Origin of the sequence: Paraliomyxa miuraensis, assembly GCF_026337845.1 — a bacterium.
Taxonomy (GTDB): Bacteria; Myxococcota_A; Polyangia; order Nannocystales; family Nannocystaceae; genus Paraliomyxa; species Paraliomyxa miuraensis.
Map to the genome: position 1 here is coordinate 77,210 of NZ_JAOVZF010000156.1, position 24,505 is coordinate 101,714.

General features: G+C 69.5%; 27 protein-coding genes. 16 read left to right on the forward strand and 11 right to left on the reverse strand.

The features are described from left to right. The first annotated feature begins 3 nt into the window (after window positions 1-3). From tsaD to mutM, 3 genes are read left to right on the forward strand one after another with little or no spacing between them, the layout of a single operon-like run. A complete protein-coding gene (gene tsaD / locus OEB96_RS25740) occupies window positions 4-1,038 on the forward strand; it encodes a tRNA (adenosine(37)-N6)-threonylcarbamoyltransferase complex transferase subunit TsaD (RefSeq protein ID WP_266219383.1) in 1,035 nt (344 codons plus the stop codon). Then, the gene (gene rsmA, locus OEB96_RS25745; protein WP_266219384.1) at window positions 1,035-1,967 is read left to right on the forward strand and encodes a 16S rRNA (adenine(1518)-N(6)/adenine(1519)-N(6))-dimethyltransferase RsmA; all 933 of its coding nucleotides are present in this window, start codon (window positions 1,035-1,037) and stop codon (window positions 1,965-1,967) included. Before tsaD ends, rsmA begins: the two co-directional genes overlap by 4 nt. Further along, window positions 1,960-2,823 carry a bifunctional DNA-formamidopyrimidine glycosylase/DNA-(apurinic or apyrimidinic site) lyase gene (gene mutM, locus OEB96_RS25750; RefSeq protein ID WP_266219385.1) on the forward strand — a complete coding sequence of 288 codons (864 nt, stop codon included), beginning with the start codon at window positions 1,960-1,962 and terminating at the stop codon, window positions 2,821-2,823. Before rsmA ends, mutM begins: the two co-directional genes overlap by 8 nt. Before the next feature lie 43 nt (window positions 2,824-2,866). On the opposite strand, the gene OEB96_RS25755 is transcribed toward mutM, so the two are convergent. After that, window positions 2,867-3,700 carry a metal-dependent hydrolase gene (locus OEB96_RS25755; protein WP_266219386.1) on the reverse strand — a complete coding sequence of 278 codons (834 nt, stop codon included), beginning with the start codon at window positions 3,698-3,700 and terminating at the stop codon, window positions 2,867-2,869. 259 nt (window positions 3,701-3,959) lie between these two features. On the opposite strand from OEB96_RS25755, the gene OEB96_RS25760 reads away from it, so the two are divergent. From OEB96_RS25760 to OEB96_RS25790, 7 genes are all read left to right on the forward strand, one after another. Further along, complete coding sequence (locus OEB96_RS25760) at window positions 3,960-5,777, forward strand: hypothetical protein (protein WP_266219387.1); 1,818 nt, start codon at window positions 3,960-3,962, stop codon at window positions 5,775-5,777. Between the two features lie 15 nt (window positions 5,778-5,792). After that, a complete protein-coding gene (locus tag OEB96_RS46720; RefSeq protein WP_407674678.1) occupies window positions 5,793-6,641 on the forward strand; it encodes an endonuclease/exonuclease/phosphatase family protein in 849 nt (282 codons plus the stop codon). Continuing rightward, window positions 6,631-7,203, forward strand: coding sequence for a hypothetical protein (locus OEB96_RS25770; RefSeq protein WP_266219389.1), 573 nt, complete (start codon window positions 6,631-6,633; stop codon window positions 7,201-7,203). The genes OEB96_RS46720 and OEB96_RS25770 overlap by 11 nt, the downstream gene beginning before the upstream one ends. Before the next feature lie 75 nt (window positions 7,204-7,278). Further along, the gene (locus OEB96_RS25775) at window positions 7,279-8,808 is read left to right on the forward strand and encodes a hypothetical protein (protein WP_266219390.1); all 1,530 of its coding nucleotides are present in this window, start codon (window positions 7,279-7,281) and stop codon (window positions 8,806-8,808) included. A 12-nt stretch (window positions 8,809-8,820) separates the two neighbouring features. Next, the gene (locus OEB96_RS25780; RefSeq protein ID WP_266219391.1) at window positions 8,821-9,384 is read left to right on the forward strand and encodes a hypothetical protein; all 564 of its coding nucleotides are present in this window, start codon (window positions 8,821-8,823) and stop codon (window positions 9,382-9,384) included. A 52-nt stretch (window positions 9,385-9,436) separates the two neighbouring features. Continuing rightward, window positions 9,437-10,645, forward strand: a complete 1,209-nt coding sequence (locus OEB96_RS25785; protein WP_266219392.1) for an AAA family ATPase — start codon at window positions 9,437-9,439, stop codon at window positions 10,643-10,645. Continuing rightward, window positions 10,642-11,331, forward strand: coding sequence for a hypothetical protein (locus OEB96_RS25790; protein ID WP_266219393.1), 690 nt, complete (start codon window positions 10,642-10,644; stop codon window positions 11,329-11,331). The genes OEB96_RS25785 and OEB96_RS25790 overlap by 4 nt, the downstream gene beginning before the upstream one ends. A 6-nt stretch (window positions 11,332-11,337) precedes the next feature. Here the strand turns inward: OEB96_RS25790 and OEB96_RS25795 are convergent, their stop codons facing one another. Both OEB96_RS25795 and OEB96_RS25800 read right to left on the reverse strand, forming a co-directional pair. Beyond that, a complete protein-coding gene (locus OEB96_RS25795; protein ID WP_266219394.1) occupies window positions 11,338-12,513 on the reverse strand; it encodes an aspartate kinase in 1,176 nt (391 codons plus the stop codon). A 114-nt stretch (window positions 12,514-12,627) separates the two neighbouring features. Further along, complete coding sequence (locus OEB96_RS25800; protein ID WP_266219395.1) at window positions 12,628-13,182, reverse strand: hypothetical protein; 555 nt, start codon at window positions 13,180-13,182, stop codon at window positions 12,628-12,630. A gap of 195 nt (window positions 13,183-13,377) precedes the next feature. On the opposite strand from OEB96_RS25800, the gene OEB96_RS25805 reads away from it, so the two are divergent. Next, window positions 13,378-14,310 (forward strand): spermidine synthase, encoded by a 933-nt coding sequence (locus tag OEB96_RS25805; RefSeq protein ID WP_266219396.1) that lies wholly within the window; start codon window positions 13,378-13,380, stop codon window positions 14,308-14,310. Window positions 14,311-14,357: 47 nt separating this feature from the next. Next, window positions 14,358-14,843, forward strand: a complete 486-nt coding sequence (locus OEB96_RS25810; protein WP_266219397.1) for an FKBP-type peptidyl-prolyl cis-trans isomerase — start codon at window positions 14,358-14,360, stop codon at window positions 14,841-14,843. Between the two features lie 31 nt (window positions 14,844-14,874). Here the strand turns inward: OEB96_RS25810 and OEB96_RS25815 are convergent, their stop codons facing one another. The 5 genes from OEB96_RS25815 to OEB96_RS25835 form a co-directional block, all read right to left on the reverse strand. After that, window positions 14,875-16,170 carry a TolB-like translocation protein gene (locus tag OEB96_RS25815; protein WP_266219398.1) on the reverse strand — a complete coding sequence of 432 codons (1,296 nt, stop codon included), beginning with the start codon at window positions 16,168-16,170 and terminating at the stop codon, window positions 14,875-14,877. Between the two features lie 58 nt (window positions 16,171-16,228). Further along, entirely contained in the window at window positions 16,229-17,062 is an 834-nt protein-coding gene (locus tag OEB96_RS25820) for a hypothetical protein (RefSeq protein WP_266219399.1), read from the reverse strand. A gap of 19 nt (window positions 17,063-17,081) precedes the next feature. Then, window positions 17,082-17,498, reverse strand: coding sequence for an ExbD/TolR family protein (locus OEB96_RS25825; RefSeq protein ID WP_266219400.1), 417 nt, complete (start codon window positions 17,496-17,498; stop codon window positions 17,082-17,084). A 24-nt stretch (window positions 17,499-17,522) separates the two neighbouring features. After that, entirely contained in the window at window positions 17,523-18,140 is a 618-nt protein-coding gene (locus OEB96_RS25830) for a MotA/TolQ/ExbB proton channel family protein (RefSeq protein ID WP_266219401.1), read from the reverse strand. A gap of 63 nt (window positions 18,141-18,203) precedes the next feature. Then, window positions 18,204-18,710: an OmpA family protein gene (locus OEB96_RS25835; RefSeq protein WP_266219402.1), complete on the reverse strand. Its 507-nt coding sequence runs from the start codon at window positions 18,708-18,710 to the stop codon at window positions 18,204-18,206. Between the two features lie 174 nt (window positions 18,711-18,884). On the opposite strand from OEB96_RS25835, the gene OEB96_RS25840 reads away from it, so the two are divergent. The 3 genes from OEB96_RS25840 to OEB96_RS25850 all read left to right on the forward strand — a co-directional run bounded on the left by OEB96_RS25840 (window position 18,885) and on the right by OEB96_RS25850 (window position 21,481). Further along, window positions 18,885-19,403 carry a hypothetical protein gene (locus OEB96_RS25840; RefSeq protein WP_266219403.1) on the forward strand — a complete coding sequence of 173 codons (519 nt, stop codon included), beginning with the start codon at window positions 18,885-18,887 and terminating at the stop codon, window positions 19,401-19,403. A 246-nt stretch (window positions 19,404-19,649) separates the two neighbouring features. Then, window positions 19,650-20,171: an RNA polymerase sigma factor gene (locus OEB96_RS25845; protein WP_266219404.1), complete on the forward strand. Its 522-nt coding sequence runs from the start codon at window positions 19,650-19,652 to the stop codon at window positions 20,169-20,171. Window positions 20,172-20,242: 71 nt separating this feature from the next. Further along, window positions 20,243-21,481 carry a carboxylate-amine ligase gene (locus OEB96_RS25850; RefSeq protein WP_266219405.1) on the forward strand — a complete coding sequence of 413 codons (1,239 nt, stop codon included), beginning with the start codon at window positions 20,243-20,245 and terminating at the stop codon, window positions 21,479-21,481. 180 nt (window positions 21,482-21,661) lie between these two features. Here OEB96_RS25850 and OEB96_RS25855 read toward each other — a convergent pair whose 3' ends face one another. Then, entirely contained in the window at window positions 21,662-21,994 is a 333-nt protein-coding gene (locus OEB96_RS25855; RefSeq protein ID WP_266219406.1) for a hypothetical protein, read from the reverse strand. 4 nt (window positions 21,995-21,998) lie between these two features. Between OEB96_RS25855 and OEB96_RS25860 the strand changes: the two genes are divergently transcribed. After that, a complete protein-coding gene (locus tag OEB96_RS25860) occupies window positions 21,999-22,679 on the forward strand; it encodes a cytochrome P450 (RefSeq protein ID WP_266219407.1) in 681 nt (226 codons plus the stop codon). A 26-nt stretch (window positions 22,680-22,705) separates the two neighbouring features. On the opposite strand, the gene OEB96_RS25865 is transcribed toward OEB96_RS25860, so the two are convergent. Next, on the reverse strand, window positions 22,706-23,665 hold the full coding sequence (locus OEB96_RS25865) for a cation diffusion facilitator family transporter (protein WP_266219408.1): 960 nt from the start codon (window positions 23,663-23,665) through the stop codon (window positions 22,706-22,708). A 53-nt stretch (window positions 23,666-23,718) separates the two neighbouring features. Further along, window positions 23,719-24,477: an N-formylglutamate amidohydrolase gene (locus tag OEB96_RS25870; protein ID WP_266219409.1), complete on the reverse strand. Its 759-nt coding sequence runs from the start codon at window positions 24,475-24,477 to the stop codon at window positions 23,719-23,721. Window positions 24,478-24,505: the final 28 nt, after the last annotated feature.

Here is a 24,505-nt window from a genome sequence, read left to right on the forward strand (position 1 = left end):
CGCGTGGCCCCTCGGATCCTCGCCATCGAGAGCTCGTGCGACGAAACGGCCGCGGCCGTGGTCGAGGGCAGCCACGTGCTCGCGTCGGTGGTGCGCTCGCAGATCGAGATCCATGCGCGCTTTGGCGGAGTGGTGCCCGAGCTCGCCAGCCGTCATCACCTGGGCGGCGTGGTTCCCGTTGTCGACGAGGCGGTGCAGCGGTCCGGCTGCTCGCTGGCCGAGCTCGATGCGATCGCGGTGACCGAGGGGCCCGGCCTGGTGGGTGCGCTGCTGGTGGGCGTGCAGATGGCCAGCGGACTCGCGACCGCGTTGGGCGTGCCGCTCATCGGGGTGCACCACATGGAGGGGCACTTGCTGTCGGCCTTCCTCGGCGACGACGAGCGCCCGGCTCGCCCGCTTCGGGCCCACGTGGCGCTGCTGGTCTCGGGTGGTCATACCGAGCTGTGCGACGTGGCGGGGCTGGGGCAGTACCGCATCCTGGGAGCCACCCGCGACGATGCGGCGGGCGAGGCCTATGACAAGGTCGCCAAGCTGCTGGGGCTGGGCTATCCCGGAGGGCCGGTGATCGACGGGCTCGCGGCCGAGGGCGATCCCACGGCGATTGCGTTTCCGCGGGCGATGGCCGATCGCAGCACCCTGGAGCTGTCGTTCTCCGGGCTGAAGACGGCGGTGCGCGTGTACGTGGATCGCCATGGTCAGCCCGGCTCGCGGCAAGCGCTGGCCGATCTCTGTGCATCGTTCCAGGCCGCGGTGATCGACGTGCTGATGCTCAAGGCCCAGGCCGCGCTGCGCCAGACGGGGCGCGACCGGCTCCACATCGTGGGCGGCGTGGCGGCCAACCGGGGCCTGCGAGCGGCGGCGGAGCGCGCGGCGAGGGAGCACGGCTTTTCGTTCGAGGCGGTGCCGCTGCGCTATTGTGGGGACAACGCGGCCATGATCGGGGCGGCGGCGGCGGCACGGCTGGAGGCCGGGCTGGTCCAGGGGGTGCATGTGCACACGAGCTTGGCCCTCGATGATCCACGGGTGCTGGCGTCGTGATCGAGCCGCCGGGCCAGGTTCTGCGTCGCCACGGGTTGTCGGCGCGCAAGCAATGGGGGCAGCACTTCCTGCGCGAGCCCTCGGTGCATGCGGCGATCGTCGAGGCGGCGCGGCTCGGGCCGGAGGATCGGGTGGTGGAGATCGGCGCCGGGCTCGGTACCCTGACCGGCTACCTGTTGCAGACCGGGGCCGAGGTGTGGGCGATCGAGCGCGACCGCGATCTGTGTCAGGTGCTGCGCGCCGAGCTGGGCGAGCACCCGCGCTTTTGCTTGCACGAGGCGGACGCGGTGCGCTTCGACTACTCCGCGGTGGGGGTTGCCACGCCGGGAGGGCGGCCGCCCACGATCGTGGGCAACCTTCCGTATCATCTGACGGGGCCGCTGCTGTTTCGCCTGCTGCAAGCGCACGCGGTCACCGGGCCGTGGGTGGTGATGATCCAAAAGGAGGTGGCCGATCGGCTGTGCGCCGAGCCGGGCAGCAAGACCTACGGTGGCATCACGGCCGCGCTCTCGCGGGTGCGCGACATCATCGGCATCGTGCGGGTGCCACCGGGAGCGTTTCTGCCTCCGCCCAAGGTCGACTCGGCCGTGATTCGACTCGATCCCCGGGCCACGCCGCGCGGCGAGGTGACCAGCGAGGCGGGGTTCTTGGGGCTCGTGCGGGTGGCGTTCCAGCGGCGACGCAAGACGCTGCTCAATGCGCTCTCGGCCCTCGCGCCGCGCGAGCGGGTGCTCTCGTGGTGCGAGGCGGCGGGGGTGGATCCGAGGTTGCGGCCCGAGCGGCTGGGGCCGGAGGAGTTCGCGGCGATCCAGCGCGCACGCGAGGCCGACGGCGGTGATGCGGGGGAGGACGCGAGCAGCGAAGCGGGCGAGCTCGACGGCGACGACGCGAGTGGTGATGCGCCCGACGAGGGGATCGAAGGTGCCTGAGCTGCCCGAGGTCGAGTCGGTGCGCCGCAGCCTGACGCGTGCCCGGCTGCGCAGTGCCGTGAGGTCGATCTGGCGCAGCGAGCATGCGCTGCGCACGGGTGAGCACTGGCAAGACGAGCACCTGTCGCTGCTGCGTGGGGCCACCCCGCAGCGCTGGGAGCGACGGGGCAAGCACCTGCTGTGGCGGCTTGCTTCGAAGTCGAACGAGCCGCTGGGCATGCTGGTGCACCTGGGCATGACTGGCCGGCTCGAGGTCGCCCGGACCGGCGCGCCGAGAGCCCTGCACACCCATGTGGAGCTGCGGCTGCACGACGATCGCGTGCTGCGATTCGTGGATGCGCGCCGCTTCGGAGGCGTGCGGGCGCGACCGTGGGAGGCACTGCTGGCCGAGCCGCCGCTGTGCGACCTGGGTCCCGAGCCGCTGGGCCCCGGCTTCGATGGCGCGTGCCTCTACCGGGTCGCGGGCCACAGCCGTCGAGCGCTACGCGACGTGCTGCTCGACCAGCGCGTGGTCGCGGGCGTGGGCAACATCTACGCCCTCGAGGCGCTGTTCCTGGCGCGACTGCATCCGCTGCTGCCGGCGCAGCGACTGGCGGCCTCGGCGTGGGATCGCCTGGCGGTGGCGGTTCGGCAGGTGCTCGAGCAGGGTCTGCGCAACGGCGGCACCACCCTTCGCGACTATCGTGACGCCGATGGCAACGCCGGCAGCAACCAGCAGGCGCTATGGGTCTACGGGCGCGCGGGACAGCCGTGTCGGGTGTGCGGCGCGGCGCTGCAGGGGTTCGTGCTCGGGGGTCGCGGCGGGGTGCTGTGCCCGGTGGACCAGCGCCGGCCACGATCGCGCCGGGTGTCGTGACACCGCGCCATCGTTCTCGTGGAGGCCCGCACGGGGCCCCGCGCTACCCTTCGAGCCGTCCGATGCTCTCCAGATACCCCCGCGCCAGTGCGTCGGTGTCGTTCCGATCGGGATGGAACCCCGGCCGCAGGTACGGAACGATCGCCCGCAAGAGCGCGGTGCGATCCTGCCCCCGATCCTTGGCGGCCTTGCGCTCGCGCTGGAGCTGCTCCTTGGTGAAGCCGGGCACCTGTCGCAGGAGCATCTTGGCGCTCGACTGCCAAAACCCCATGAGGACCACGAAGGCGATCGCGAGACCGACCATGCGCACCCAGTAGCGCCCGTCGACCTCCTCCAGCACGTCGAAGGCGACCGACTTGTGCTCGAGCTCCTCGGCCGAGTGCCACAGCAAGAGCCGTCGCATCTGCGGGTGCGCGTGCTCGAAGTAGTCCCGCGTGAGCGCGACCTCGGCCAGCGCGGCGGTGAAGTGCTCGAGCGCGACGGTGATCGACAGCCGCATCACGGGCGGCATGACCGGCTCGAGCCGCCCGAACGCAAGTCGCTCGTACCAGTCGAGCCACTCGCGGATGCGAAACCCCTGGGCCTCGAGCATCTCGAAGGTGCGCTCGTGCTCGTGGCCATGGCTGCCCTCCTGGCCGAAGAACGCTCGCACGCGCGCGCGCAGGGTGGGGTTGGTGATCCGCGGCAGGTAGTGCTTGACGCTGCGCACGAAGAAGCGCTCGCCGGCCGGAAACAGGAGCGAGAGCGCGTTGGCGGTCTGGCTGGTGAAGACGCTGTCGAAGAACCACTCGCGCGGCACCTCGGAGAACGCAAACCCCATCTTGCGCACGGGGAACACCACTGGGTTGCCACCTCCGGGGCTCGTGCCGTCGGCCATCGACTCCGATCCTGGCCTGCCCCCACGGTGGCGGCAACCTGGACCGGCTGGGACCGGCGACTGAAATCTCATGGAGCGAATCTCGGACGAGCGTCCGGATGGGCGTCCCGCCGCCACGAACGCGCTGCTCTGGGCCGAGGTGGGCGCAGGTGCCGGTCTGCGCGTTCTCCGCGAGATCGGTCGATCGCGACCGAGGTGATCGAGCCCCCGCAGGTTCGCGTGGTCGGCTCTTCGCCCCGCTGGTACCTTGGCAAGCATCGTGAAGCGCTCGTTGGTTGCATTGGCCTCGTTGGTCGCGCTGCTCCCTGGCTGTGGCAAGGACGATCCGGGCCTGACGACCGGCGCGACGACCGGGGAGGAGACCACCACCACCGGCGATCCGTCGGACGCCGAGTTCGGGCCGGAGCAGAGCTATCCGCTGCGGCTCAACGAGCAGCAGCCTCCACCGCTGCAGCTGCAGATGAGCCGCGAGGAGGTGGCCGACCTGTTCGGCGAGCAGGCCAGCCAGATCACGCTGCTCAGCCTCGATCCCTCGCCGCTGCTGGCCAACACCCTCGATGCGCTGCGCAACGCGTGCGGCACCGACTGGCAGCTCGACTCGCCCGACCCCAACCACAATTGCTCGCTCACCGAGCTCGGCCAGAGCTTCGGCTACGGCGGGGTGATCCCGTGGCAGCTCAGCGCCGAGTATGCGCTGGTCCGGCTGCTCACGATGACGCCCGCCAACGTCGACGTCACGGGCACCACCTCGGAGCACCTGGCCGACTTGGTCGACGCGCTGGCCAGCGTGGGCGAGATCGATCCCTTTGGTCAGGTGCTGGCGGATGCACTGGGTCTCGAGAACACCCAGCCCATGGTCTCGCAGGAGGCGCTGCTCAGCGCGTTGATGCAGAACCTGGTGACCACGCACCCCGAGGTGGGGGCCGACGGGAAGCTCGAGGTGACGCTGGCCGATGCGTTGGCCGACATGGCGCCGCTGGCCGAGCGCTACGGCCCGACGGACGATCACCCGGGCATCATCGCGGGCGAGGTCTCGGGCGAGGTGTTCGGCCCGGGGTTCAAGATGATCGTGAGCGCCGGCTCGAACCTCCGCATCGTGGACGGCGTGGACGGCAGCGGGGGCAAGGGCTACGCCACGGTGGTCGACGACCGCGTGGGGCCCAGCTACGACGACGAGCTCGAGTTCGACTTCAACGATCCGGATCGCTTCCGCCTCGAGGGCCTGGCCGAGGACCTCGCGGTGGACCTGCGGGTGCAGCTGCTCGAGCATCCCGAGTTCGTGGCCTCGTGCGTGGGTGATCCCGCGTGCCAGAGCAACCTCCCAGAGTCGCCGCTCGACGATGCGTCGGTGTGGACCATCGATCCGTGGCTGCTCGAGCGCACGGTGACCACGGCGGCCAAGCTCGACTACGATCAGCGGGTCTACTGGGCGATCTACGTCAACGGCCTGGCCCAGGTGCACATCGGCCAGGAGGGCGCGCCGCCCGGATGGGTGCACTACGAGATCGAGAACGGTCTGGGCGATCCCCCCGGTGATCAGTACCTGTGGGAGATGGTGCTCGAGGTGGCCCAGGTGGCGCTGCACCACACGCCGTGGAACGACTTCGACGAGGGCGACGCCAGCGTGGCGTTCACCGTGCGCGACGTTCCGGTGGGTCTGTCGGGCGAGGAGGCGACGGAGGCGGTGCGTCCGTTCCTGCAGGAGCAGGCGGGGCTCTTGTCGGATCTGCTGCTGGGCAACTATCGCGAGGAGAACGACGCGGTCGACGTGGTCTACCGCCGCGCGGAGGACGGGGTGGCATATCTCTACTTCACCGCGGCCGAGGACCTCGTGCCCGGGGTCGAGTATCCCTATGGCACCCCGGGGCTGTTCTCCGATCCGGACCTCACCCAGAAGATCTCGAGCCTGCAGATCGACGGCGTGCGCGACGAGACCCACGAGAAGCTCGCGCTCGGCCCGGGGGAGACGGTGGTCTACTTCGCCGATGACGGGGGGCAGACCTACCGCCTGCGCGCGGTGATGCCCGCGGGTGGCGACTCGGAGATCGAGGTCTTCGTGGCGGCGCGGGTGGACTGACTATCGGCGGGAACCATGGTCCAGAACCCCATCGAGACGATCGTCTTCTGGAACTGCGGCCTTGCGCCGACGGTTAGGCGCGAAACCCGTCCAGAGCCAGGGGCTTGCGAGACGGCGGGCCGCACGATCCGCCAACTCGTGCACGATGGCGCCAAGGTGCTAGGCCTGTGCGAGGTGAACGACGCCAGCCTACAGTCCCTGCGGCGATTCTTGCCCGCAGGCTTCGATCTGCATCCATGCACGGGACCAGTCAACGGCCTTCACTGGGACCTCGCGCTTGCCTTCGACTCCGCCGCCTGGAAGGCATGCGGGCACGCTCGCAGGATCGTTGCTCGGTACGGGAACCATTCGTACAAGGCCGGCTGGAAGCGGCCCCTGCTACATCGGTCGACGGGGGTCGAAGTGGCGATCTACGTGGCGCACTGGAGGAGCCGCTTGAGAGACGGGGCCTTGGGGAGGCAAAGATGCGGGCAGGAGTTGGCCACGTCGATGGAGAAGGAGAAGCGACCCATTGTCGTGATGGGTGACTTCAATGACGAGCCCTTCGACAAGGCGCTGGAGGGCATGAATACGAGTCGTGACATCCACCTCGTTCGCGATAGTTGCAATCTGTTGTTCAATCCATTTTGGCGCCACCTCGGGCACGAAGACCGGCACACACGACGTTGCGGAACGTACTTTCATCGCAATGGCGAGACCACGCGATGGCGCACCTTCGATCAGATCATAATATCTGCTGAGTTCTTGCAGGATCGAGATCTTTGCTATCACTGGGCAGGTCCTGCTCCAAACGTCCACGATGCAGGCGATCACATCCCCGTCCGACTCGACATCTATTCAAGGAGACTCCACCATGACAGCTGAAGCGCAAGCCGATCTCGACCACGATCTCGATCTCGAGCATTCACTTGCTGAGGGGTTTCAGCAAGCCGATGAGCTCGAGCACGCAATCAGAGAAATCGACGCGGAATTGTCGAACCTGAATCGCACAGTCAGGAAGGGCACCAACGAGATCGTCAGCGTCATTCTAGAGAGACCAGGGGTCCATCGATCGATGGTGTCGTACACTGAGACGGTCATCGGTTTTCTGCAAAACCCTGCGGATCCAGAAGATCGCTACGTAGGACTGTATGATCTGCTCGCAACGATCGAGCGTGCGAGTCGGAGTGATGACGACAGGCGGAAGTTGTGCTCGTTGAACCTTTCCGAGAGCGGGTACCCCGTAACCGTCGACAGTGGAACACAAGTGGAAGGTTGCTACGATGCGACGGCCTTGCGGCGGAGTCTCGCAGGCATCCTCCGACGGCCCATGACCGGTCGAAAACTGCGCGCCCTCATTCAGCGGTACGAGGAGCTTCGTTCGGCCAAGGGGGACGGGGCGCCACCGGCCGGGCAGTCACGGAGCCCAAGCGAGCACACTGAGTAGTCGACTGAAACCAGGCGCCCGCGGCTGGTTTCAGTGATCCCCGGCGTGCCGTGCGGGCGGTGGCCGTGGTCTGCCGTGGAGGAGGACGAGCCGAGCGCGGGGCAGGGGGTCGATGACGAGGGCGAGATCGAGCTCGTGTGGGTCTGGCGTAGGCGGGCGCTGTGGGTGCTGGCGGGCGGTGTGCTGTTGACGCTGCTGGTGGTGTCGCTCGGGCGGACGCCCATGGTGCGCGGCTGGTGGCGGAGCGAGCTCGACTGGCGTGGACAGCGGATCTACGAGCCCGAGCACCCGGTGGCGCTCGACCGCGTCGATCTCCCGCAGGTGCACGCGCAGCTGCTACCGCGCTGGTTGGTGGCGCAAGGCCATCGTGCTCGCGGCGATGGAGCCGAGGCCGAGATCGAAGCCTGGCAGGCCCTCCAGGCGGCGGTGGAGCCCGATGCCAACCTCGCGGCGCTCTTGCAGGAGCTGCGCGAGCTGTCCTCGCCAGCGCGCCTGCGCGACGATCCTCGGCGCGCGCTCTACCTGTTCTGGGCGTGGAACGACTATCTCGATCACGACCACGCGCCGTTCATGGTGCAGGCCAGCGTGCGTGCGCAGGGCTTTGGGCCGTCGCTGGCGGCCACGATCTACCACGTACATGCCGATGCAGCGGTCGGAGTGGGCTCGGCGGAGCATCGCGTACGGATCGTCTCGCGCATCGACGGCACCAACCTGCGCGAGGCCTACCTCGGTGCGGCCGGTCGCGAGGATGCGGTGGTGGTGGTCGACCGTCTCGTCGAATTCGCGCTCGACGACGTCTGGCCCTTGCTCGATCCCTGGCTCGAGCTGCGCTCCGTCACTCGAGCGAGCTTCGCCGAGCCGATTCGCGCCGAGGCGCGGGCGCGGCTCTCGGCGGCGGCGCTGCGGCGACTGCAGGGCTCGGCTGCGGCGCGGTGGTCGATCGCCAGCACCGTGCGCGCCATCGAGGCGCGTCGTCGCGAGTGTGACAGCGGTCTGCGCATCAACGAGGTGCCGTGGAGCGGCTTCTCGTCCGAGCGGCTCGCTCGCCTGACCGAGATCGCCAGCCGTCACCAGGATCGTGCGTGCCCCGGCATCACCACCGACGAGGTCGGCGCGCTCGCGCGGGCCACCGCCTCGCTACGACCCGACCCCGCGCTGCGAGCGGCGCTCGAGGAGCTGGTGGCGCTGACGGCCGAGCACGTGGCGATCCACGAGGCGCGTCACCTCGCCGACGACGCGCTCGCGGAAGGCTTCGACGAGCCGCTGCCGTGTGCCTCGTGCTCGGACGGGATGGGCATCGGGGCGCGCTCGGAGCTCTCGGGCTACCTCGCGAGCCTGGCGTGGGCGCCGTCGCCCGCGCTCGCGCTCTACCAGGCGTGCCGCTCGCTGGCGGCCGAGCACGGGCGCCCGCTGCCGCCCGGCGAGCCGCATCGCGAGGCGCTCGAGTTGCTGCAGCGTCGCATGGGTCCGGTGTGTCATGACGGCCCGCCGCCCGACCTTCGCCGGCTCGGGCGGCACCTCGAGCAGGAGATGCTCGGACGATCCGATCCGATCGCCTTGCCGCCCGCGTTCCCGCGACGCCTGCCGGTGGACGGTGCGACGTGATAGACCTCGGCCATGCGTGCCGCGCCCTGGACGTTCGTGCTCGTGTCGATCCTCGTTGCCTGCGGTGGCGAGGCCAAGGAGGGCGGCGAGGTCGAGGCCGGCGATGAGGCCAAGACCGAGGCGAAGGCCGGCGGCTCGCTCGATGCATTCTCCGCGTACCAGGCCAAGTCGATGGCGGCGGAGGCCAAGGTCAACGTGGGGGTGATCACCCGTGGGGTGAAGATGGCCTTCGAGGAGGAGCTCTTCGATCCCGCCACCATGACCGCGACCACGGGCCGGCTGCTCGCCGCGCCGATGACTCCGCCGGCCGGTAGCTGCTGCAAGCAACCCGGTGGCACCTGCCGGCCCGACATGGGCGACTGGTCGCACGAGGGCTGGAAGGCGGCGATGTTCCAGCTGTCCGAGCCGCACCGCTACTCCTACGAGATCGCGGTCGACGGGCAGACGGTGACCGTGCGAGCGGTGGGCGACCTCGACTGCGACGGCGAGCTGGCCACCTACGAGGCGGTGGGCACGATCAAGGACGGAGCGCTCGAGTTCTCACCCGAGGTGCACGAGACGGCACCGCTCGAGTGAGCGCGGGGGCCGTTGGCCGGAGTGCTTCGTGCTAGAGTAGCGAGCAAGCCCGATGAGCATCCTTCGATTCGAATTCCAGGACGACAGCCGCTCTCCGTGGCATCTGGAGCCTGTGGAGTTCTCGGAGCTCACCCTTCTCGTGGGGATCTCTGGAGCAGGCAAGACGCTCACTCTGAACAGTATCGCCGCCGTGTGTGCAGCCGCTCGCGGGCGGAACTCCGGCCTCTACGACTGTCGATGGGCGATCGAGATCGCCACCGATGCGGGAACATTGACCTGGAGAGCGACTACCGGAGGTGCTCCACCGATCCAGGCGGTGACGACTCGGGTTCATGTCGACGTCGACGATGCCTCCGGAAGCGGTGTCGAGTTCCACGGCGAGCGACGCTCACCACCCACGTTCGTGGAGGAGCTCATTCAAGATGCGGAGGGACGGTCCTTGGTCCATCGGACGAAGGGCGAGATTCGATTGGCTGGTTCGGATCGGCCCATACGGATGAAGGATTCGGAGAGCGTGGTGTCCTTGTTGCAGGACGAAGAGACCATGGCTCCGCTCTTCCAAGCCCTGAGGAAAGTCCATCGGAGCAGCCCCGCTCAGTGGTCGTACATTCCCTTCGATCCGAATCGAGTACGGCAACTCGAAGAATCGACCGATTCGGTCGAGGCATTGCGAGAGGCCACGATTCCCATCGGACAAAAGGCATATCTGCTCCAGCGCAGATTTGGCTCCGAATTCGCTGCAGTACTCGATGCCTACCGAGAGATCTTCCCCCAGGTGCGAGAGATCAAGATTGGCCCCACCTCGGAGCTCGGCTTGCGCTCGACGGAAGACGAGCAGTCGACGAGCTATGAGTTCCTTGGCATCGCGATCGAGGAGAACGGGGTTGGAAGCGCAATATCGTGGGAGAACATGTCGTCTGGGATGCGCCGTACGCTGCGCCATTTGTTCGAGCTCGAGCTCTCTCCTCGAGGCACGGTGCTCTTGGTCGACGAGTACGAGAACAGCATGGGGGTGAACTGCCTCGATGCGGTCACCGAGCGGCTTCTCTCTCCATCGCGAGATCTCCGGCTCATCATCACGAGTCACCATCCTTACGTGATCAACAACGTTCCCATGAATCTCTGGCGAGTCGTCACTCGCAAGGGGTCGAATGTACGCATCGTGCCCGCATCCGAGATACCCGAACTGGACACGAGGTCGAAGCAGGACGCGTTCATTCGGCTCCTGAATGCAGCGGAGTACAGGGAAGGGATTCAGTGAGCCTCTACGTCGTCGTGGAGGGGCGTCGAACCGAGCCGAGACTCTACCGAGCGTGGCTTCCGTTGCTGTTTCCGGGCATCCAGGAAGCTCCACGGATCGAGGACGCCATCGGCAACCACTTCTTCCTGCTCGCGGGAGAAGGCTACCCTTCCTATCTGGATCGCATCAGGAACGCGATCGCAGACATGAACCTCGACGGGATGCGGTTCACGCATCTGTTGGTCAGCGTCGATGCCGAGGAATGCAGCCATGACGAGCGCCTCGCCGAGATCGAGGACGTGATGAGGGATGCTGGTTGCTCCGTGGCGTTCACCGTGATCGTGGCCAACTGTTGCATCGAGGCATGGTTGCTGGGCAACCGCAAGTTCGTGCGGCGCAACCCGGAGGACGAGGAGCTGCGTTCCTTCCTGGAGCACTATGACGTCAGGGAGCACGATCCCGAAGGCATCCTCCCGAGGCCAACTCATCGGACACGCGCGGCGCTCTGCCTGAGCTATCTCAAGGCAGCATTCAGGGAACGCAAGCAGAGCTACACCAAGCACAACCCCGGTCCTGCGGCAACCGAGCCCTACTTCTTCGCGCTGTGCGAGCGGGCAAGGGCCACGGCCCAGACTCCGCGGCACTTGCGTTCGTTTGCTCGCTTGCTGGAATTGCCCGGGCGAGTGACCTTGGCACCGCTCGAGTGAGCCCCTTCATCCCTCGCGGAACGCTCGGTGCAGCGCGCGGGTCAGCTCGTCCACGTCGTCCTGGGCGCAGAACAGGGTGGCCCGCAGCGGTGAGGTGGCCATGGCCTTGAGGCGGATGCCGGCTCCGGCCGCCACCGAGCGCGCGCGGGCGAGCTTGGCGGCGTTGCGGCCCACGAAGTCGCCCACCAACGAGACGGCCCCGCAGTCCTCCTCGATCTCCACCTGGCCGATCAGCTTCTGGCGCACGTTGGACCAGTCGGGCACGTCGGTGGGCGAGAACCACAGGTCGGCGATCTCGTGGTCGGCGTCGAGGTGCAGCACGGGCAGCGAGGCGTCGGCGGCCACCGCCAGCATGTGATCCATCGACTGGGTCACCCGCGCACGCAGCCGCACCAGGTTGCGCATGCCGGTCACCCCGGTGATCGGGTGCTCGTGGTCGACGTTCTGCGGCTTGTCGATGCGCGTGCCTTCGCCCTCGCCGGAGGTGGCGCGGGCCCACAGGGCGATGCCGGTGCGGCGAGCGAACTCGACCGACTCGGCGTGCAGCACCTTGGCGCCGTGCGAGGTCAGCTCGAGCAGCTCCTCGTGCGAGATCGCCTTCAAGAGCGTGGCGGCATCCACCACCCGCGGGTCGGCCGTGTAGACGCCGTCGACGTCGGAGCAGATCTCGCAGTACTCGGCCTGCAGCGCCCCGGCCAGGGCCACCGCGGTGGTGTCGGAGCCGCCGCGGCCGAGGGTGGTGACCTCGCGCTTGTACGACACGCCCTGGAAGCCGGCGACGATCACGATCTTGCCGTCCTCGAGCTCGTCCTGCACCCGAAACGGCCGCACGTCGATGATGCGCGCACCCGAGTGCCGGCTGTTGGTGATGATCCCGGACTGCGAGCCGGTCAGCGAGATCGCCTGGTGCCCCAGCTCGTGGATCGCCATCGAGAGCAGCGCCATCGAGGCCCGCTCGCCGCACGACAAGAGCATGTCGAGCTCGCGGCGCGAGGGCGAGGGCGAGATCTGCTTGGCCTTGGCGAGCAGCTCGTCGGTGGTCTTGCCCATGGCGGACACGACGACCACGACCGAGAGCCCCTGCTCGTGGGTCGCGACCACGCGGCGGGCGACGTGACGGATCTTCTCGACGTCGGCGACCGAGGAGCCGCCGTACTTCTGGACCACGATGCGCTTGGCCATGTGGCCGGGAGAGATAGCGAGCGCCGCACGCGGGGGCAAGCGGCGGGCCCTCGGCGGCCGCGTGAGCCGCTCGTCACACGCCACGAGCCCGTGATCGAGCCCCGCGAGGGTCGATCACGCCGCGTGAGTCGTGGCCACCGGGGTCTCGTCGGTCGTGTGCGCGTCGTCCGAGAGGGTGGGGGTGTCGTGGGGCATCCGTCGCTGCGGTACGGGCACGATCCAGTGCAGGCCGGCGAGCACGCCCATCAACACCAGCATGGTGATGCTGCCCAGGCCCAGCCAGTAGGCATCTTCGGCCAGGCCCTCGGCTCGCATCAGGGGTTCGTAGGGAGCCAGCGCCACGCGGTCCACCCGCGACCAGGCTTCGTAGAGCGAGGGCAGCACGGCCATGCGAAGGGCACCGGTGCTGGCCACGGTGAGCAACGCCAGCGTGGTGGCCAGCCGCGAGCGCAGCCAGTAGGGCGCCACGCCCAGCAGCACCACGGCTCCCACCAGCGCGATCTCGGTGCAGCGCAGCTGCACGGGCGCGATGATGCGGGTCAGCAGGTTGAGGTCGACCAGCCCGGCCTGGGCTTCCAGACCAGGCCGCACGACGAGCTCCCCCACGACCATGGCCCCCATGGCCGCGGCCAGGGCGACGATCCCGAGGCAGGCGGCGGCGCGTTGCACGAGCTCGACTTGAGCACGGGCGGAAGCACGGGCGCCAATTTTGGGCGAAGCCGCCGATGCCCCTGCTACCCTTGCCCGCCGATGCACCCCGCCCGACGAGCCCCCGCTGGGCAAGCCCTCGCTGGACGTGGCCTCGCACGTGGGGCTCTCACGCGTCGCGAATGGCTCCAAGGCGCGGCCACCACCGCGGGCCTCGTGGTTCCGTGGTGGCTCGGTGTGCCCCGCATCGCGACCGCCCTGGCCCCGCGCGAGACGGTGCTCGAGGAGGCCAAGTCGCCCTACAACCACATCGTGATCGCCGAGCACGGCGACGTGGTCACGATGTACTTCGTCGTCGATGGCACCTACTACATCGAGTCTCGGCTCGATCGCAGCCACCCGCGCAGCCTCGACCTCGACTACACCCGCACGATGATGGCGGGCTTCTTGCTGCAGCCCCAGCCCAGGCGCCTGCTGATGATCGGGTTCGGCGGGGGGCAGATCAGCAACTACCTGTTCGAGCGGATCCCCGAGCTGGAGATCGACGCGGTCGACATCGACCCCGAGGTGATCCGGCTGGCTCGCAAGTACTTCGACGTGCCCGACAGCCCCCGCTACCGCACCCACGCGGCCGACGGACGGCTGTGGGTCGAGCAGGCGCCCCGGGAGCCCGCGTTCGACATCATCATGCTCGATGCGTTTCGCGGCGTGTTCGTGCCGCTGCACCTCAAGACCGCCGAGTACTACCAGACGCTGCTCGATCACCTGTCGCCGCAGGGCGTGGTGGTGGCCAACCTCCACAACGCCACCCCCATGTACAAGCACGATCGCACCACGTTCGCGCACGTGTTCCCGCAGGGCTATTCGTTCCACACCGAGCGCGGCCGGCAGACGATCTTCGTGGCCTCGGCGGCCGAGCAGACCACGAGCACCTACCAGATGCGGCGCAATGCCCTGCTCGCCCAGCCGGCCTTCGACTTCGACCTCACCGGAGTGGCCGCCCGCTGGTACCTCGGCCGCGACTGGGACGACCAGGACGTCCATGTCCTGCACGACGACTTCGAGGCGAAGGACCTTCGGCGGGGGGTGGAGCGCCACAACGAGCGCTGCGAGGGCGCGGGCTGCAACTATCCCCATTCCACGCGCTAGCAGGGCTCCAGCAGACCCCGCGCGGTCGTGCTACACCGTCGCGAAGCATGACCATCATCGCCGTCAACAAGGTCGTCTCGATCCACTACACGCTCACCAGCGGTGACGGAGAAGAGCTCGACAGCTCCGCCGGTGGAGAGCCCCTCGCCTACCTTCACGGCTTCGAAAACATCGTCCCGGGGCTCGAGCGTCGGCTGGAGGGCAAGGGCGTGGGCGACAAGCTCACGGCGGTCGTGCCGCCGGCCGAGGCCTATGGCGAGCTCAGCGGCATGCAGCCCCAGCCGGTGCCTCGCAGCGCGTTCGAGGGCGCCGAGCCCCAGGAGGGCATGCCGCTGCTCATCGAGGACGACGACGGCAACGAGGCCCAGTTCTGGATCTCCGAGGTGCACGAGGAGGTGGTGTTCCTCTCACCCGATCACCCGCTGGCCGGCATCACGCTGTGCTTCGACGTCGAGGTGGTGGAAGTGCGCGACGCGACCGAGGAAGAGCTGGCGCACGGGCACGTGCACATGCCGGGTCATCACCATCACTGACGCCCGGGCCCGGGCCGCCGGCGAGCCGCCGTCAGTCCGAGGGCCGGGCGGTCGGCGAGCCGCCCGAAGGCTTCGGCCCCTCGACGGGTACGCCCCAGGCGAGGGCGCGAGCCGGCTGCGGCATGATGCGGCGCGGCCGGAGCACGTCCACGTTGCCCAGGTAGACCCCCGGACCCTCGAGGCCACGCCCGTCATAGGAGAACAGGACGATCCGGCCATCGGGGCTGCAGGTGGTGGCGGAGATCTTGCCGCGTAGGCCCAGGATCTTCTGCGGCGCACTCACCCCGGGTCGGGCGCTCCACACCCACGACGACTTGCCGGAGCGCTCCACCCAGACCAGGCGCGCTCCGTCGGGATGATCGCACCACGTGGGCGACGAGGTGCCCCCGCGATAGGGGGAGATCGCCCGGCGCCCCACGAAGATCCGCATGTTGCCGTGATCCTCGCCCGCGAACGCCACGCGACCCTTGGGTCCGAGCACGGGATGCAGGTCGAGCGAGCCCTCGCGGAACTGGGTGAGGGTGGCGGGCTCCTTGCCGATCCACACCGTGATGCCCGTGCCGCGGCCGATCGACAGGGCCATGCGGCCGTCGGTACCAAAGCCCATCCCGTAGATCGAGCCCCGCGGCTCCACGGGGATCGGCGTGAGCAGGTCGTCCTCGCGATAGAGCCGCACCGTACCGCCGCGCGTGGATGCGGAGTAGTGCAGGCGCCCCTTGGCATCGAAGGCGGTCGCCACCACGAGCTGCTCGGGTGGGGTGACCACCCGAGCGCCCTTGCCATCGGGGTCGGCGTGGAACAGGCGGGGGTCTGCGTCGGTGCGGCGCACTACGGCCAGGCGTCCGGCGAAGGCGCCGTCGCGGCCGGTCAGCTCGCCCAGCACGCGGTCGGTCAGGCGATGGAACGACGGTCGGTCGCGCAAGGTCGGGGCCGGGATCACCACTTCCCGCTGGGTCCACTCATCGTCCGCGAAGCGCTCGATGCTAGCGAGCAGCGAGGGCGGGTGCTCGCCGTCGTCGATCACGTCGAGGAACACGCGAGGACGGGTGTCGTCGGCTCGCGGGGGAGAGTGCCCCGCGTCCAGCTCGTAGAGCCCGGACAGCTCGAGATCGCGAGCCACCACCGCGTGCAGGGCGATGACCTCGGGGCGGGCCCCCGCCATCGGCCGGACCAGCAGGGGCGGCAGGTGGATCACGGGCGTCTCGCCCTCGGTGGCGTCCACCTCGATCTCGCCCAGCACGTCGCCGCCATCGGGGGCGGGCGCGGCCTGCAGCGGGGTCGGCGTCAGTGCCCAGCCCAACCCGAGGGTGGCGAGCCACCGCGTCATGGTGCCTCGTTGCGTGGATCTCTTGCGCTCGGTTCCGATCATCGTCGATCCCCCGTCGCTAGCTACAGGTATTGGGGCGGCACCGAAAGGTCACGCGAATCCGCGACTGCACCGCGCCATATCCGGCCGGGGGCTCGGGTGCCGGCTGGCCCCGCACCGACTCGAGCGCGGCTCGGGCCGCGTCGTCGATCGCGGCGGTGCCGGTGGGCTCGAGGCTGAAGTCGACGACCACGCGGTCCTCGGAGAGCTCGAGCACCGCGCGGACCCGCAGCGCTCGCAGGGCCGAGGGGCTCAGGCCCGAGCCCGTCACGTGGAAGCGGCTCGAGAGCCACGCGGCGAGCTGCGAGCGGTACGCCGCCAGCGCTCCGTCGCCCGTGCCTCCACCGGAGCCGCTGCCGTTGCCATCGCCGCTGCCGTCGCCCGGGCCGCCGCCTCCGCTCCCGGCACCTCCACCGCCCGGGGGCTCGGCGGGCCCCTCGAGGTCGCCGAGGCCGGGCAGCATGGGCACCGGTCCCGCCACGCGTCGATGGGTACGACGCCGCGGCAGGGGGCTCGGGCTCGGCTGCTCCGGGGCGGGTGAGGCCGTGGGGTCGACGAAGGTCGGCGCCTCGATCGGCGGCCCTTGCTCGAGGGTCTGCGTGGCCTCGGTCCCCGGGGTGGAGGGCCCATCGGCGACCCCACCGCCGGCGCCACCGGAGGGGGTCCGCTCCATCACTCCAATCGAGACGCGGAGCGGCGGCTCGGGCTGGGGCGGCCCGGATCCGACGCTCGTGGCCAGCACCAGCGCCACCAGGCACAAGACCAGGCCCCCGGTGATCCCCACGGCGAGGTCTTGCGAGGGAATCGCCAGACGTCGCCGGGGAGCCACGTCGAGCCAACGCACGGAGATCATCGCCCGCCCTCCACCGCCGTCAGCCGGGGCCACGATCCGCGGGCTCCACCACCAGGTCGATCTGAACGATCCCCACCGCTCGTGCGGCGGCGAGCACCTGGGCCACCCGCTCGTAGGTCACGTCCTTGTCGGCGCGCACCCGCAGCCCGCCCGGGCCATGGGCCTCGGGGTCGGCGGCCAGCGCCTCGCCCACCGCGGCCGTGACCTCCTCGTCGCCCAGCCACACCCGCGCGTCACGGGTGATGGTGACCACCGCCGCCTTGGGCGCGGGCTCGGCCTTGGTGCCCTCGGTCTGCGGCAGCTCGACCGTCAGGCCGCCGTGCATCAGTGGTGCGGTCACCATGAACACGATGAGCAGCACGAGCATCACGTCGACCAGCGGGGTCACGTTGATCTCGCGAAAGCCCTCCGAGCCGCGATCGAACGAGCCTTGCATGGTGGTCCTCGATCCTCCTCGTGATCACTCGGGGCGCGAGGCCAGGGTCTGGGCCCACACCCGGGCGGTGGCACGCAGACGGTCGAGCTCGTCGCCGATCCGCCGGCCGATGTAGTTGTAGGCCACCACGGCCGGGATCGCCGCGAACAGCCCCATGGCGGTGGCCACCAGCGCCTCGCCGATGGCGGGCGCCACCACGGTGAGATCGGTGGCCCGCTGCTGACCAATGCGCAGGAACGCATCGAGGATGCCCCACACGGTCCCCAAGAGCCCCACGAACGGGGCGGCCGCGGCGATGGTGGACAGCGTGGGCATGAAGGAGGACAGCGCCTCGCGCTCCGCCGTCACCCCGCTCTCCGCCACCGCCTCGAGCAGCGCAGGCGAGCCTTGCTTGCGAACCATGCGAACGAGCACATGGGCCCCGGGCGCACCACGGTGGTGCGAGCACAGGGCCTCGGCCTCGCCCACCGTGTGCACGCCATCGAGCGCCTTCTCGAAGGCCCGCTGCGCCCGGCCCACCCGGGCCAGCTGGCGGATCTTGACGAAGGCGATGGTCCACACGGCCACCGTGGCTCCCAGCAGGAGCCACAGGACCATCAAGGCCGGGCCGGACGCCTCGAAGAAGGACGACGTGGGATTCATGACGAGTGAGCGAGGGGAGGGGAACGAACGAACACGAAGGGGCGGATGCCCCCTCGAAGGAGGCTAGCGGGCCAGCTCGATGTCGACGCGGCGATCCTTGGCCCAGCTGGACTCGCTGGTCCCAACCGCATCGAGCTCGCCACGAGACGAGGTCTCCATGCGCCCGTCGGGCAGCCCGCGCTTGGCCAGGTAGGTCGACACGCTGCCGGCCCGGCGCTGGCCCAGCCCCATGTTGTAGTCGTCGTCGCCGCGGGGGTCGGCGTGACCGACCAGGCGCATCGACTGGTCCTTGGCCGGCCCCGTGGTGAAGCAGCTGGCCAGCTGGTCGAGCACGTTCTTGGCGTCCTTCGAAAGCTTGCTCGAGTCGAACGCGAAGCGGGCGGTGGGAAGATCGCACAGCTTGGCGATCTCGTCGTCCACCCCGACGTCGGCTTGCTCGGCGGCTTGCTCGTTCCCCGAGCCGCTCGCGTCGGTTGCGTCGCCGGTGGAGGGGGCGGTGGTGGGCTCTTCGGCCTTCTTGCAGGCGATCACGCTGACACAACAAAGGAGGAGAATGGCGGTACGCTTCACGGTCCAGGGCCCTCCTGTGGGCCTCGTCGTTGGAGCCGTCATTTGCGAGATCGGTGCACTCGAGTGCTGCAATTTCGGTAGTGCTGCATCTCTCTCGGGTCCGGGTGGCTCGAACTAGGTACGGCCACACTGCCCGAGCGCGAGCGACAGGAGCGAGCGCGCTTCGTGGCGCGCGTGGAGGGGTACGCTCGTGACGCGCTGGCGCTGCGAACGCCCGCACGACCCCGGCAACCCCTCGAGCTGCAGCGAGGCCGCGCCACCGTCGTGGGTCATCTCGATCCTCCGGGACGCTCCCGGGATCTCGCCCTCGGGTCGGCCCTCGTCTTGCTCTTGGGCGTGGGGGCCCTGGCCATGCACCTGGGCCCATGGCCTTCGCTTGCCATGCGCGTGATCGGCTGGGCCGCGATCGCATCGAGCCCCCTGGGGCTGGTGGTCTCCATGGCGCTATGGCGGCGCAGCAAGAGGACGGTCGTGGTGCTGATCGATGCTCGACGCGGGCGCCTGCACATGGACGTCCTGCTGTCGTGCTGGGAGCAGGCCCAGCGCGACCACCCCGGTCGGCCGGTGGCGCTGTGGGCGTTCGCCCGTGGCGGGGTGGAGCACGCGGTCCTCGAGGTCGCCGCCGATCTCCCCGTTCGCTGCTTTGCCGCCCGACGCGACGGCTTCCTGGAGCTACGTTTGACCGGCCGCTGATTGGCGTTCCGACAAGAATCGGATCTCCAAGGTCTGCTTGTTCGAAATCGGATGCTCCAACTCCGATAACAAACAGGAGCCTACGGTACCGGACTCGGATTGCTCGCGCTCGACCCCCAATGATTTCAATGGATTGCCAACTGCGACGGTCCGGCACGGTGGTTGCTCATGAGGAAGCTCGTGCACCCCTCCGCATCGGAATCGCTGCTCCCTCTGCGCGCACCTCCACCAGCTTGCGATCTCCTCATGGCGGCGCAGGCCGGTGACCCCCAAGCCCTCGACTCGTTGCTGCGCCAGCACTGGCGCTCGATCGAGCGGCTGTGTCGTCGCATGTGCCCGGCCGACGATTCGTTCGAGGATCTTCGGCAAGACGTCTTCATCGCGCTCATCCGCGCGCTGCCCAGCTACCGCGGGCAGGCGGCCTTCCTCACCTGGGCCTATACGATCGTTCGAACCTGTCGCTGTCGTCGGACCCGCAAGCTGCGTCCGGTGGCCGACGATGCCGCGTGCGATCTGATCGCGCTGGCCGAGCCCGAGGAGGGGGGCACGCTCGACGATCGCGTGGCGTACCGCGAGCTGGGGGCGCGCCTCGACCACGCCCTGGCACACCTGTCGGCGATCGATCGCAAGATCCTGGTGATGCGCGACCTCGAGGGCTACAGCGCCAACGAGGTCGCGGCCGCCACCGGCCTGACCGTGCCCGCGGTCAAGACTCGCCTGCACCGCGCACGGGTGGCGATGCGAGGGCAGCTGAACCCGGCCGCCTGACGCGCTCGACCGCGCGACGTACCCTTCCTCCACCCACCGGGTCCACCAGTCGGACTCCACGGATCAAGATCATGGCCTCCCATCTCCATCTGTTCGCTGCCTACGGCATCGAGCTCGAGTACATGCTGGTCGACCGCCAGACGCTGGCCGTCGCCCCCGTCTGCGATCGCGTGCTCGCGGCCGAGGCCGGCGAGCCCGTGACGGAGCTCGAGCGCGGTCCCATCGGCTGGAGCAACGAGCTGGCGGCCCACGTCATCGAGCTCAAGACCTCCGGCCCCACCACTCGCCTCGATGCCGACAAGGCGGCCGACTTCACCAAGGACCTGCGCCGCGTGGACGAGCTGGCCGCAACGTTCGGCGCCCGCGTGCTGCCCACGGCGATGCATCCCCTGATGGACCCGGCTCGCGAGACCATCCTGTGGTCGCACGAGGGCAAGCCGGTCTACGCGGCCTACGATCGCATCTTCGGCTGCTCGGGACACGGCTGGTCGAACCTGCAGAGCTGTCACCTCAACCTGCCGTTCCACGGTGATCAGGAGCTCCATCGCCTGCACTCGGCCATTCGCCCCGTGCTGACCCTGCTGCCCGGTCTGGCGGCGAGCTCGCCGATCGTCGAGGGCAAGGTCACCGGCGTGCTCGACACGCGATTGCAGGTGTATCGCAACAACCAGCGCAAGCTCGGCTCGATCATCGGCAAGGTCGTGCCCGAGGCGGTGACCTCGGCGCACGACTACGAGGAGCACATCCTCAAGCCCATGTATCGCGAGATCGCCCCGCTCGATCCCGAGGGCCTGCTCCAGCACGAGTGGCTCAACTCGCGCGGCGCCATCGCCCGCTTCGATCGCGGGGCCATCGAGATCCGCCTGCTCGACGTGCAGGAGACGCCGCGCGCCGACCTGGCCATCGCGCGCCTGGTGGCCGAGACCGTGCGGGCCCTGGCCGAGCAGCGCTGGGTGCCGCTGACCGAGCTCGATCGCCTGAGCACCACCATGCTGGCCGGTGTGCTCGACCAGACCATCACCCGGGCCGAGCACGCCGTGGTCGAGTCGGAGCCGCTCCTGCGGGCGCTGGGCTACGACGGCCACCAGGCCACGGTCGAGGAGCTGTGGACGCACCTGGCCGAGTCGCTGCTGCTCGATCGCCTGCCGGCCGAGGGCCTGCGCGGCGCGCTGGTCACCATCCTCGGTCGCGGCACGCTGGCCTCGCGGATCACCAAGGCCGTCGGCCCAAAGCCGTCGGAGCAGCGCATCATCGAGGTCTACGGCGCGCTGGCCGACTGTGCGCTCGAGGGCCAGCTGTTCGTTCCCTAGCCAGAGTGCTCGGTCTGCACCCTTTGCCGACGCCGCCGGCTCTCACGGCATGTAGCGAGGCTCGAGTGAGCTCGATACGAGGGGTGGTGTCGGCGGAGGTCGACGCCGGGGGGAGGAGCCGTGGTGGCTCCTCCCCTTTTTCGTTCGTTCGTGCGTGCGAGCGTGCTCGGCTGCTGCGGCTCAGTCCTCGGTCACGGAGGGCGTGATCACCAGCCGGTCGAGGATCTCGGCGATCCGATCGATCGCCAGCTCCGGCTCGTGTCCCAGCCACCACGCGAGGATCTCGATCGTGGCCGACGTCGCGTGCGTCACTCGCAGGTCCACGGGGCAGAAGTCGCCCGAGCGGCTCGGAAAGCCCGTCGCGAGCCTTCGCGCCTGCTCGATGAACTGCGCACGCAGGATCGGCGCGGCGCCTCCGGTCAGCAGCGCACGCCATAGCGCCCTTCGCTGCGAGACGTAGTCGAACAGCGCCACACAGGCCCCGCGGGTGTCCTTGGCGACGAACACGGGCATCGCCTTGCCCAGCAGCTCGGTGATCTGGCCGGCCGCCAGATCGATGGCGGTGCTGAGCTTCTACCGCAACGACGTCACTCCGGCCATTCGAGCGCGCCAGCGAGCGCCGCAGGACGACGTGCTCTCTCACCTGCTCGAGAAGAAGGCCTCGCGCAAGATGATCCTCATCGAGTGCATGACCTACGCCGGCGCCGGAATGGTCACGACCCGCGAGTTCATCGTGATGGCGGCCTGGTATCTGCTCGAGCGCCCGGAGCTGCGGGAGGACTTCCTCGCGGGCGACGAGAAGCGGCAGGTCGCCATCCTCCTCGAGATCCTGCGGCTCGAGCCGATCGCAGCGCTGCTCCACCGGCGGACCGATCCCAGCCGCGGGGCGGAGTCGCAGCTGCTGGCGCTCGATCTACGGGCCGTGCATCTCGACGAGGAGGCGGTGGGCCCCTGCCCGCATGCGCTCGATCCCGACCGGGCGACGAAGATGAAGACCAACGGTGCGTTCCTCAGCTTCGGCACCGGCTCGCACCACTGCCCCGGCCGACAGGTCGCGCTGCACGAGACGCGCATGTTCCTCGATGCGCTGCTGAGGGTGCCGGGCATCCGGCTCGAGCGCGAGCCCGACATCGGGTGGTCCGGGCTGCTGATGAGCTACGAGCTGCGCGGCGCCGTGGTGACCTGCTCGAAGGCGTGAGGGCCCGCGGCGGTCCCGAACGGCCGCTACCCGCACCCCTGCAGCGCTCGCGCGCAGTCGTCCCGGGTCTCGGGCGTCTCCACCTGGATCGTGCAGTGACCGATCCCGAAGCCCTCGCGCAGCCCACCCGAGAGCGCGGCCAACAGCCCCGGGTCCTGGCGGCCTTCGGGGATCACCAGGTGCACCGTGAGCGCCACCTCGGTGCTGCCCAAGGGCCATATGTGCAGGTCGTGCACGTCCTCCACCCCCGCTTGCCCTTCGAGGAAGCGCCGCACCGCCTCGGCATCCACGTGGCCGGGCACGGCATCGAGCGCCTGGCCCAGCGCCTCGCGCAGCAGCGACCACGTGGTCATCAGCACCACCGCCGAGACCAACAAGCCCGTGACCGGATCGAGCCACCACCAGTCGCTCACCATCATCATCGCCGCGCCGGCCACCACCACCGCGAGCGAGACGGCGGCGTCGGCCGCCAGGTGCAGGAAGGCCCCGCGGCGGTTGACGTCGTGGTCGTGCTCGTGACGGGGCATGAAGGCCAGCGCCGACACGCCGTTGATCACCACCCCGACGGCGGCCACCACCACCAGGGTGAGCCCCGGCACCGCCTGCGGCTCCCATAGCCGCTGCACCGCCTCCACGGCCACGGCGCCCACGGTCAGCAGCAGGAGCATCGCGTTGGCCAGCGCGGCCAGCACGGTGGCCTTGCGCAGGCCATAGGTGCGGCGTGGGGTGGGGCGGCTGCGCGCGACCACGGTGGCGGCCCAGGCCAGCCCGATCCCCGCCACGTCGCCGAGGTTGTGAGCGGCATCGGCCACCAGCGCCATCGACGAGCTCAGCAGGCCATAGGTCAGCTCGACCGCCACGAACCCCACGTTGAGCACCACCGCCAGCGCGAAGCCCCGCGACGAGGGGTCACCGTGGTGGTGGTGACCATGGTGGCCGTGCCCATGCCCGTGCCCATGCCCGTGGTGGTCGTGCGCGTGGCTCACGGTGGTGGAACCGAGCCTGACACACCCCGCCGCCGCGCGTCGCCCGACCCCGCTCAGCCGGCCGGGCCGGGGTCCAGCAACGCCCGCAGCGTGCCCACGACCGCGCGGACCAGCGCGGGCTCGAACCGGTCGCCCCTCGCGGCCAGCCGACGCTGGTTGAGCTCGAGCTCGATGCCCGCATAGGCCCGATCGGCATGCAGCCCGCGCAGCCCTCGCGTCAGCCCGTCGGAGACCCCCCGGTAGGGCGCATTGCGCCGCACCCCGTCGACGCCCTCGCAGCGGGCGAGCGCTCGCGTCCAGGCCGTGGCCAGCCCACGCTCCCACGCCCGCCCCGGGTCGTAGAGCAGGCCCACGTCGTAGTCGCGCACGTCGTCGTCGAGCACCGGGGTGAACGAGTGCACCGCCACGTGCAGCACGGCCCGCGGGCCAGCCTGGGTTTGGGCCTGGGTTTGGGCCTGGGTTTGGGCCTGGGCCACCATCGCCTCCACCGCGGCGCGATGCGGCGCCCACAGCTCCGTGTGCAGCCGGGCTCGCTGCGGCGCGGGCAGGTCTCGCGTGAACCGAGAGAAGCGCGCTGGATTGTGGGCCGAGCGGTTCAGATCGACCAGCAGCCGCGTGACCGTGGCCGCGCACAGCGGCGCGTCGAGCTCTCGCGACAGCACCCGCGCGGTGGCCAGCGCGCCCGCATCGTAGCCCCGGTGGCTCGCCAGCAGCGCCTCCTGCCCGGCCAGCGGCGCCTTCCAGCGCGCAGGCACCCGCGCCCCGCCGTGCTCGCACGTCAACACCAACGCCACCGCCGTACGCCGCGCCATTCCGTCGTGCTCCTCGTCATCCCCTCGC

Excerpts from the sequence above, each read along its gene's own strand:
- OEB96_RS25755 (WP_266219386.1), bottom strand. The coding sequence starts at position 3,700 with ATGGCCGACGGCACGAGCCCCGGAGGTGGCAACCCAGTGGTGTTCCCC.
- OEB96_RS46720 (WP_407674678.1), top strand. The coding sequence starts at position 5,793 with ATGGTCCAGAACCCCATCGAGACGATCGTCTTCTGGAACTGCGGCCTT.
- OEB96_RS25770 (WP_266219389.1), top strand. The coding sequence starts at position 6,631 with ATGACAGCTGAAGCGCAAGCCGATCTCGACCACGATCTCGATCTCGAG.
- OEB96_RS25780 (WP_266219391.1), top strand. The coding sequence starts at position 8,821 with ATGCGTGCCGCGCCCTGGACGTTCGTGCTCGTGTCGATCCTCGTTGCC.
- OEB96_RS25785 (WP_266219392.1), top strand. The coding sequence starts at position 9,437 with ATGAGCATCCTTCGATTCGAATTCCAGGACGACAGCCGCTCTCCGTGG.
- OEB96_RS25795 (WP_266219394.1), bottom strand. The coding sequence starts at position 12,513 with ATGGCCAAGCGCATCGTGGTCCAGAAGTACGGCGGCTCCTCGGTCGCC.
- OEB96_RS25810 (WP_266219397.1), top strand. The coding sequence starts at position 14,358 with ATGACCATCATCGCCGTCAACAAGGTCGTCTCGATCCACTACACGCTC.
- OEB96_RS25815 (WP_266219398.1), bottom strand. The coding sequence starts at position 16,170 with ATGACGCGGTGGCTCGCCACCCTCGGGTTGGGCTGGGCACTGACGCCG.
- OEB96_RS25820 (WP_266219399.1), bottom strand. The coding sequence starts at position 17,062 with ATGATCTCCGTGCGTTGGCTCGACGTGGCTCCCCGGCGACGTCTGGCG.
- OEB96_RS25825 (WP_266219400.1), bottom strand. The coding sequence starts at position 17,498 with ATGCAAGGCTCGTTCGATCGCGGCTCGGAGGGCTTTCGCGAGATCAAC.
- OEB96_RS25830 (WP_266219401.1), bottom strand. The coding sequence starts at position 18,140 with ATGAATCCCACGTCGTCCTTCTTCGAGGCGTCCGGCCCGGCCTTGATG.
- OEB96_RS25845 (WP_266219404.1), top strand. The coding sequence starts at position 19,650 with ATGGCGGCGCAGGCCGGTGACCCCCAAGCCCTCGACTCGTTGCTGCGC.
- OEB96_RS25850 (WP_266219405.1), top strand. The coding sequence starts at position 20,243 with ATGGCCTCCCATCTCCATCTGTTCGCTGCCTACGGCATCGAGCTCGAG.
- OEB96_RS25855 (WP_266219406.1), bottom strand. The coding sequence starts at position 21,994 with ATGCCCGTGTTCGTCGCCAAGGACACCCGCGGGGCCTGTGTGGCGCTG.
- OEB96_RS25870 (WP_266219409.1), bottom strand. The coding sequence starts at position 24,477 with ATGGCGCGGCGTACGGCGGTGGCGTTGGTGTTGACGTGCGAGCACGGC.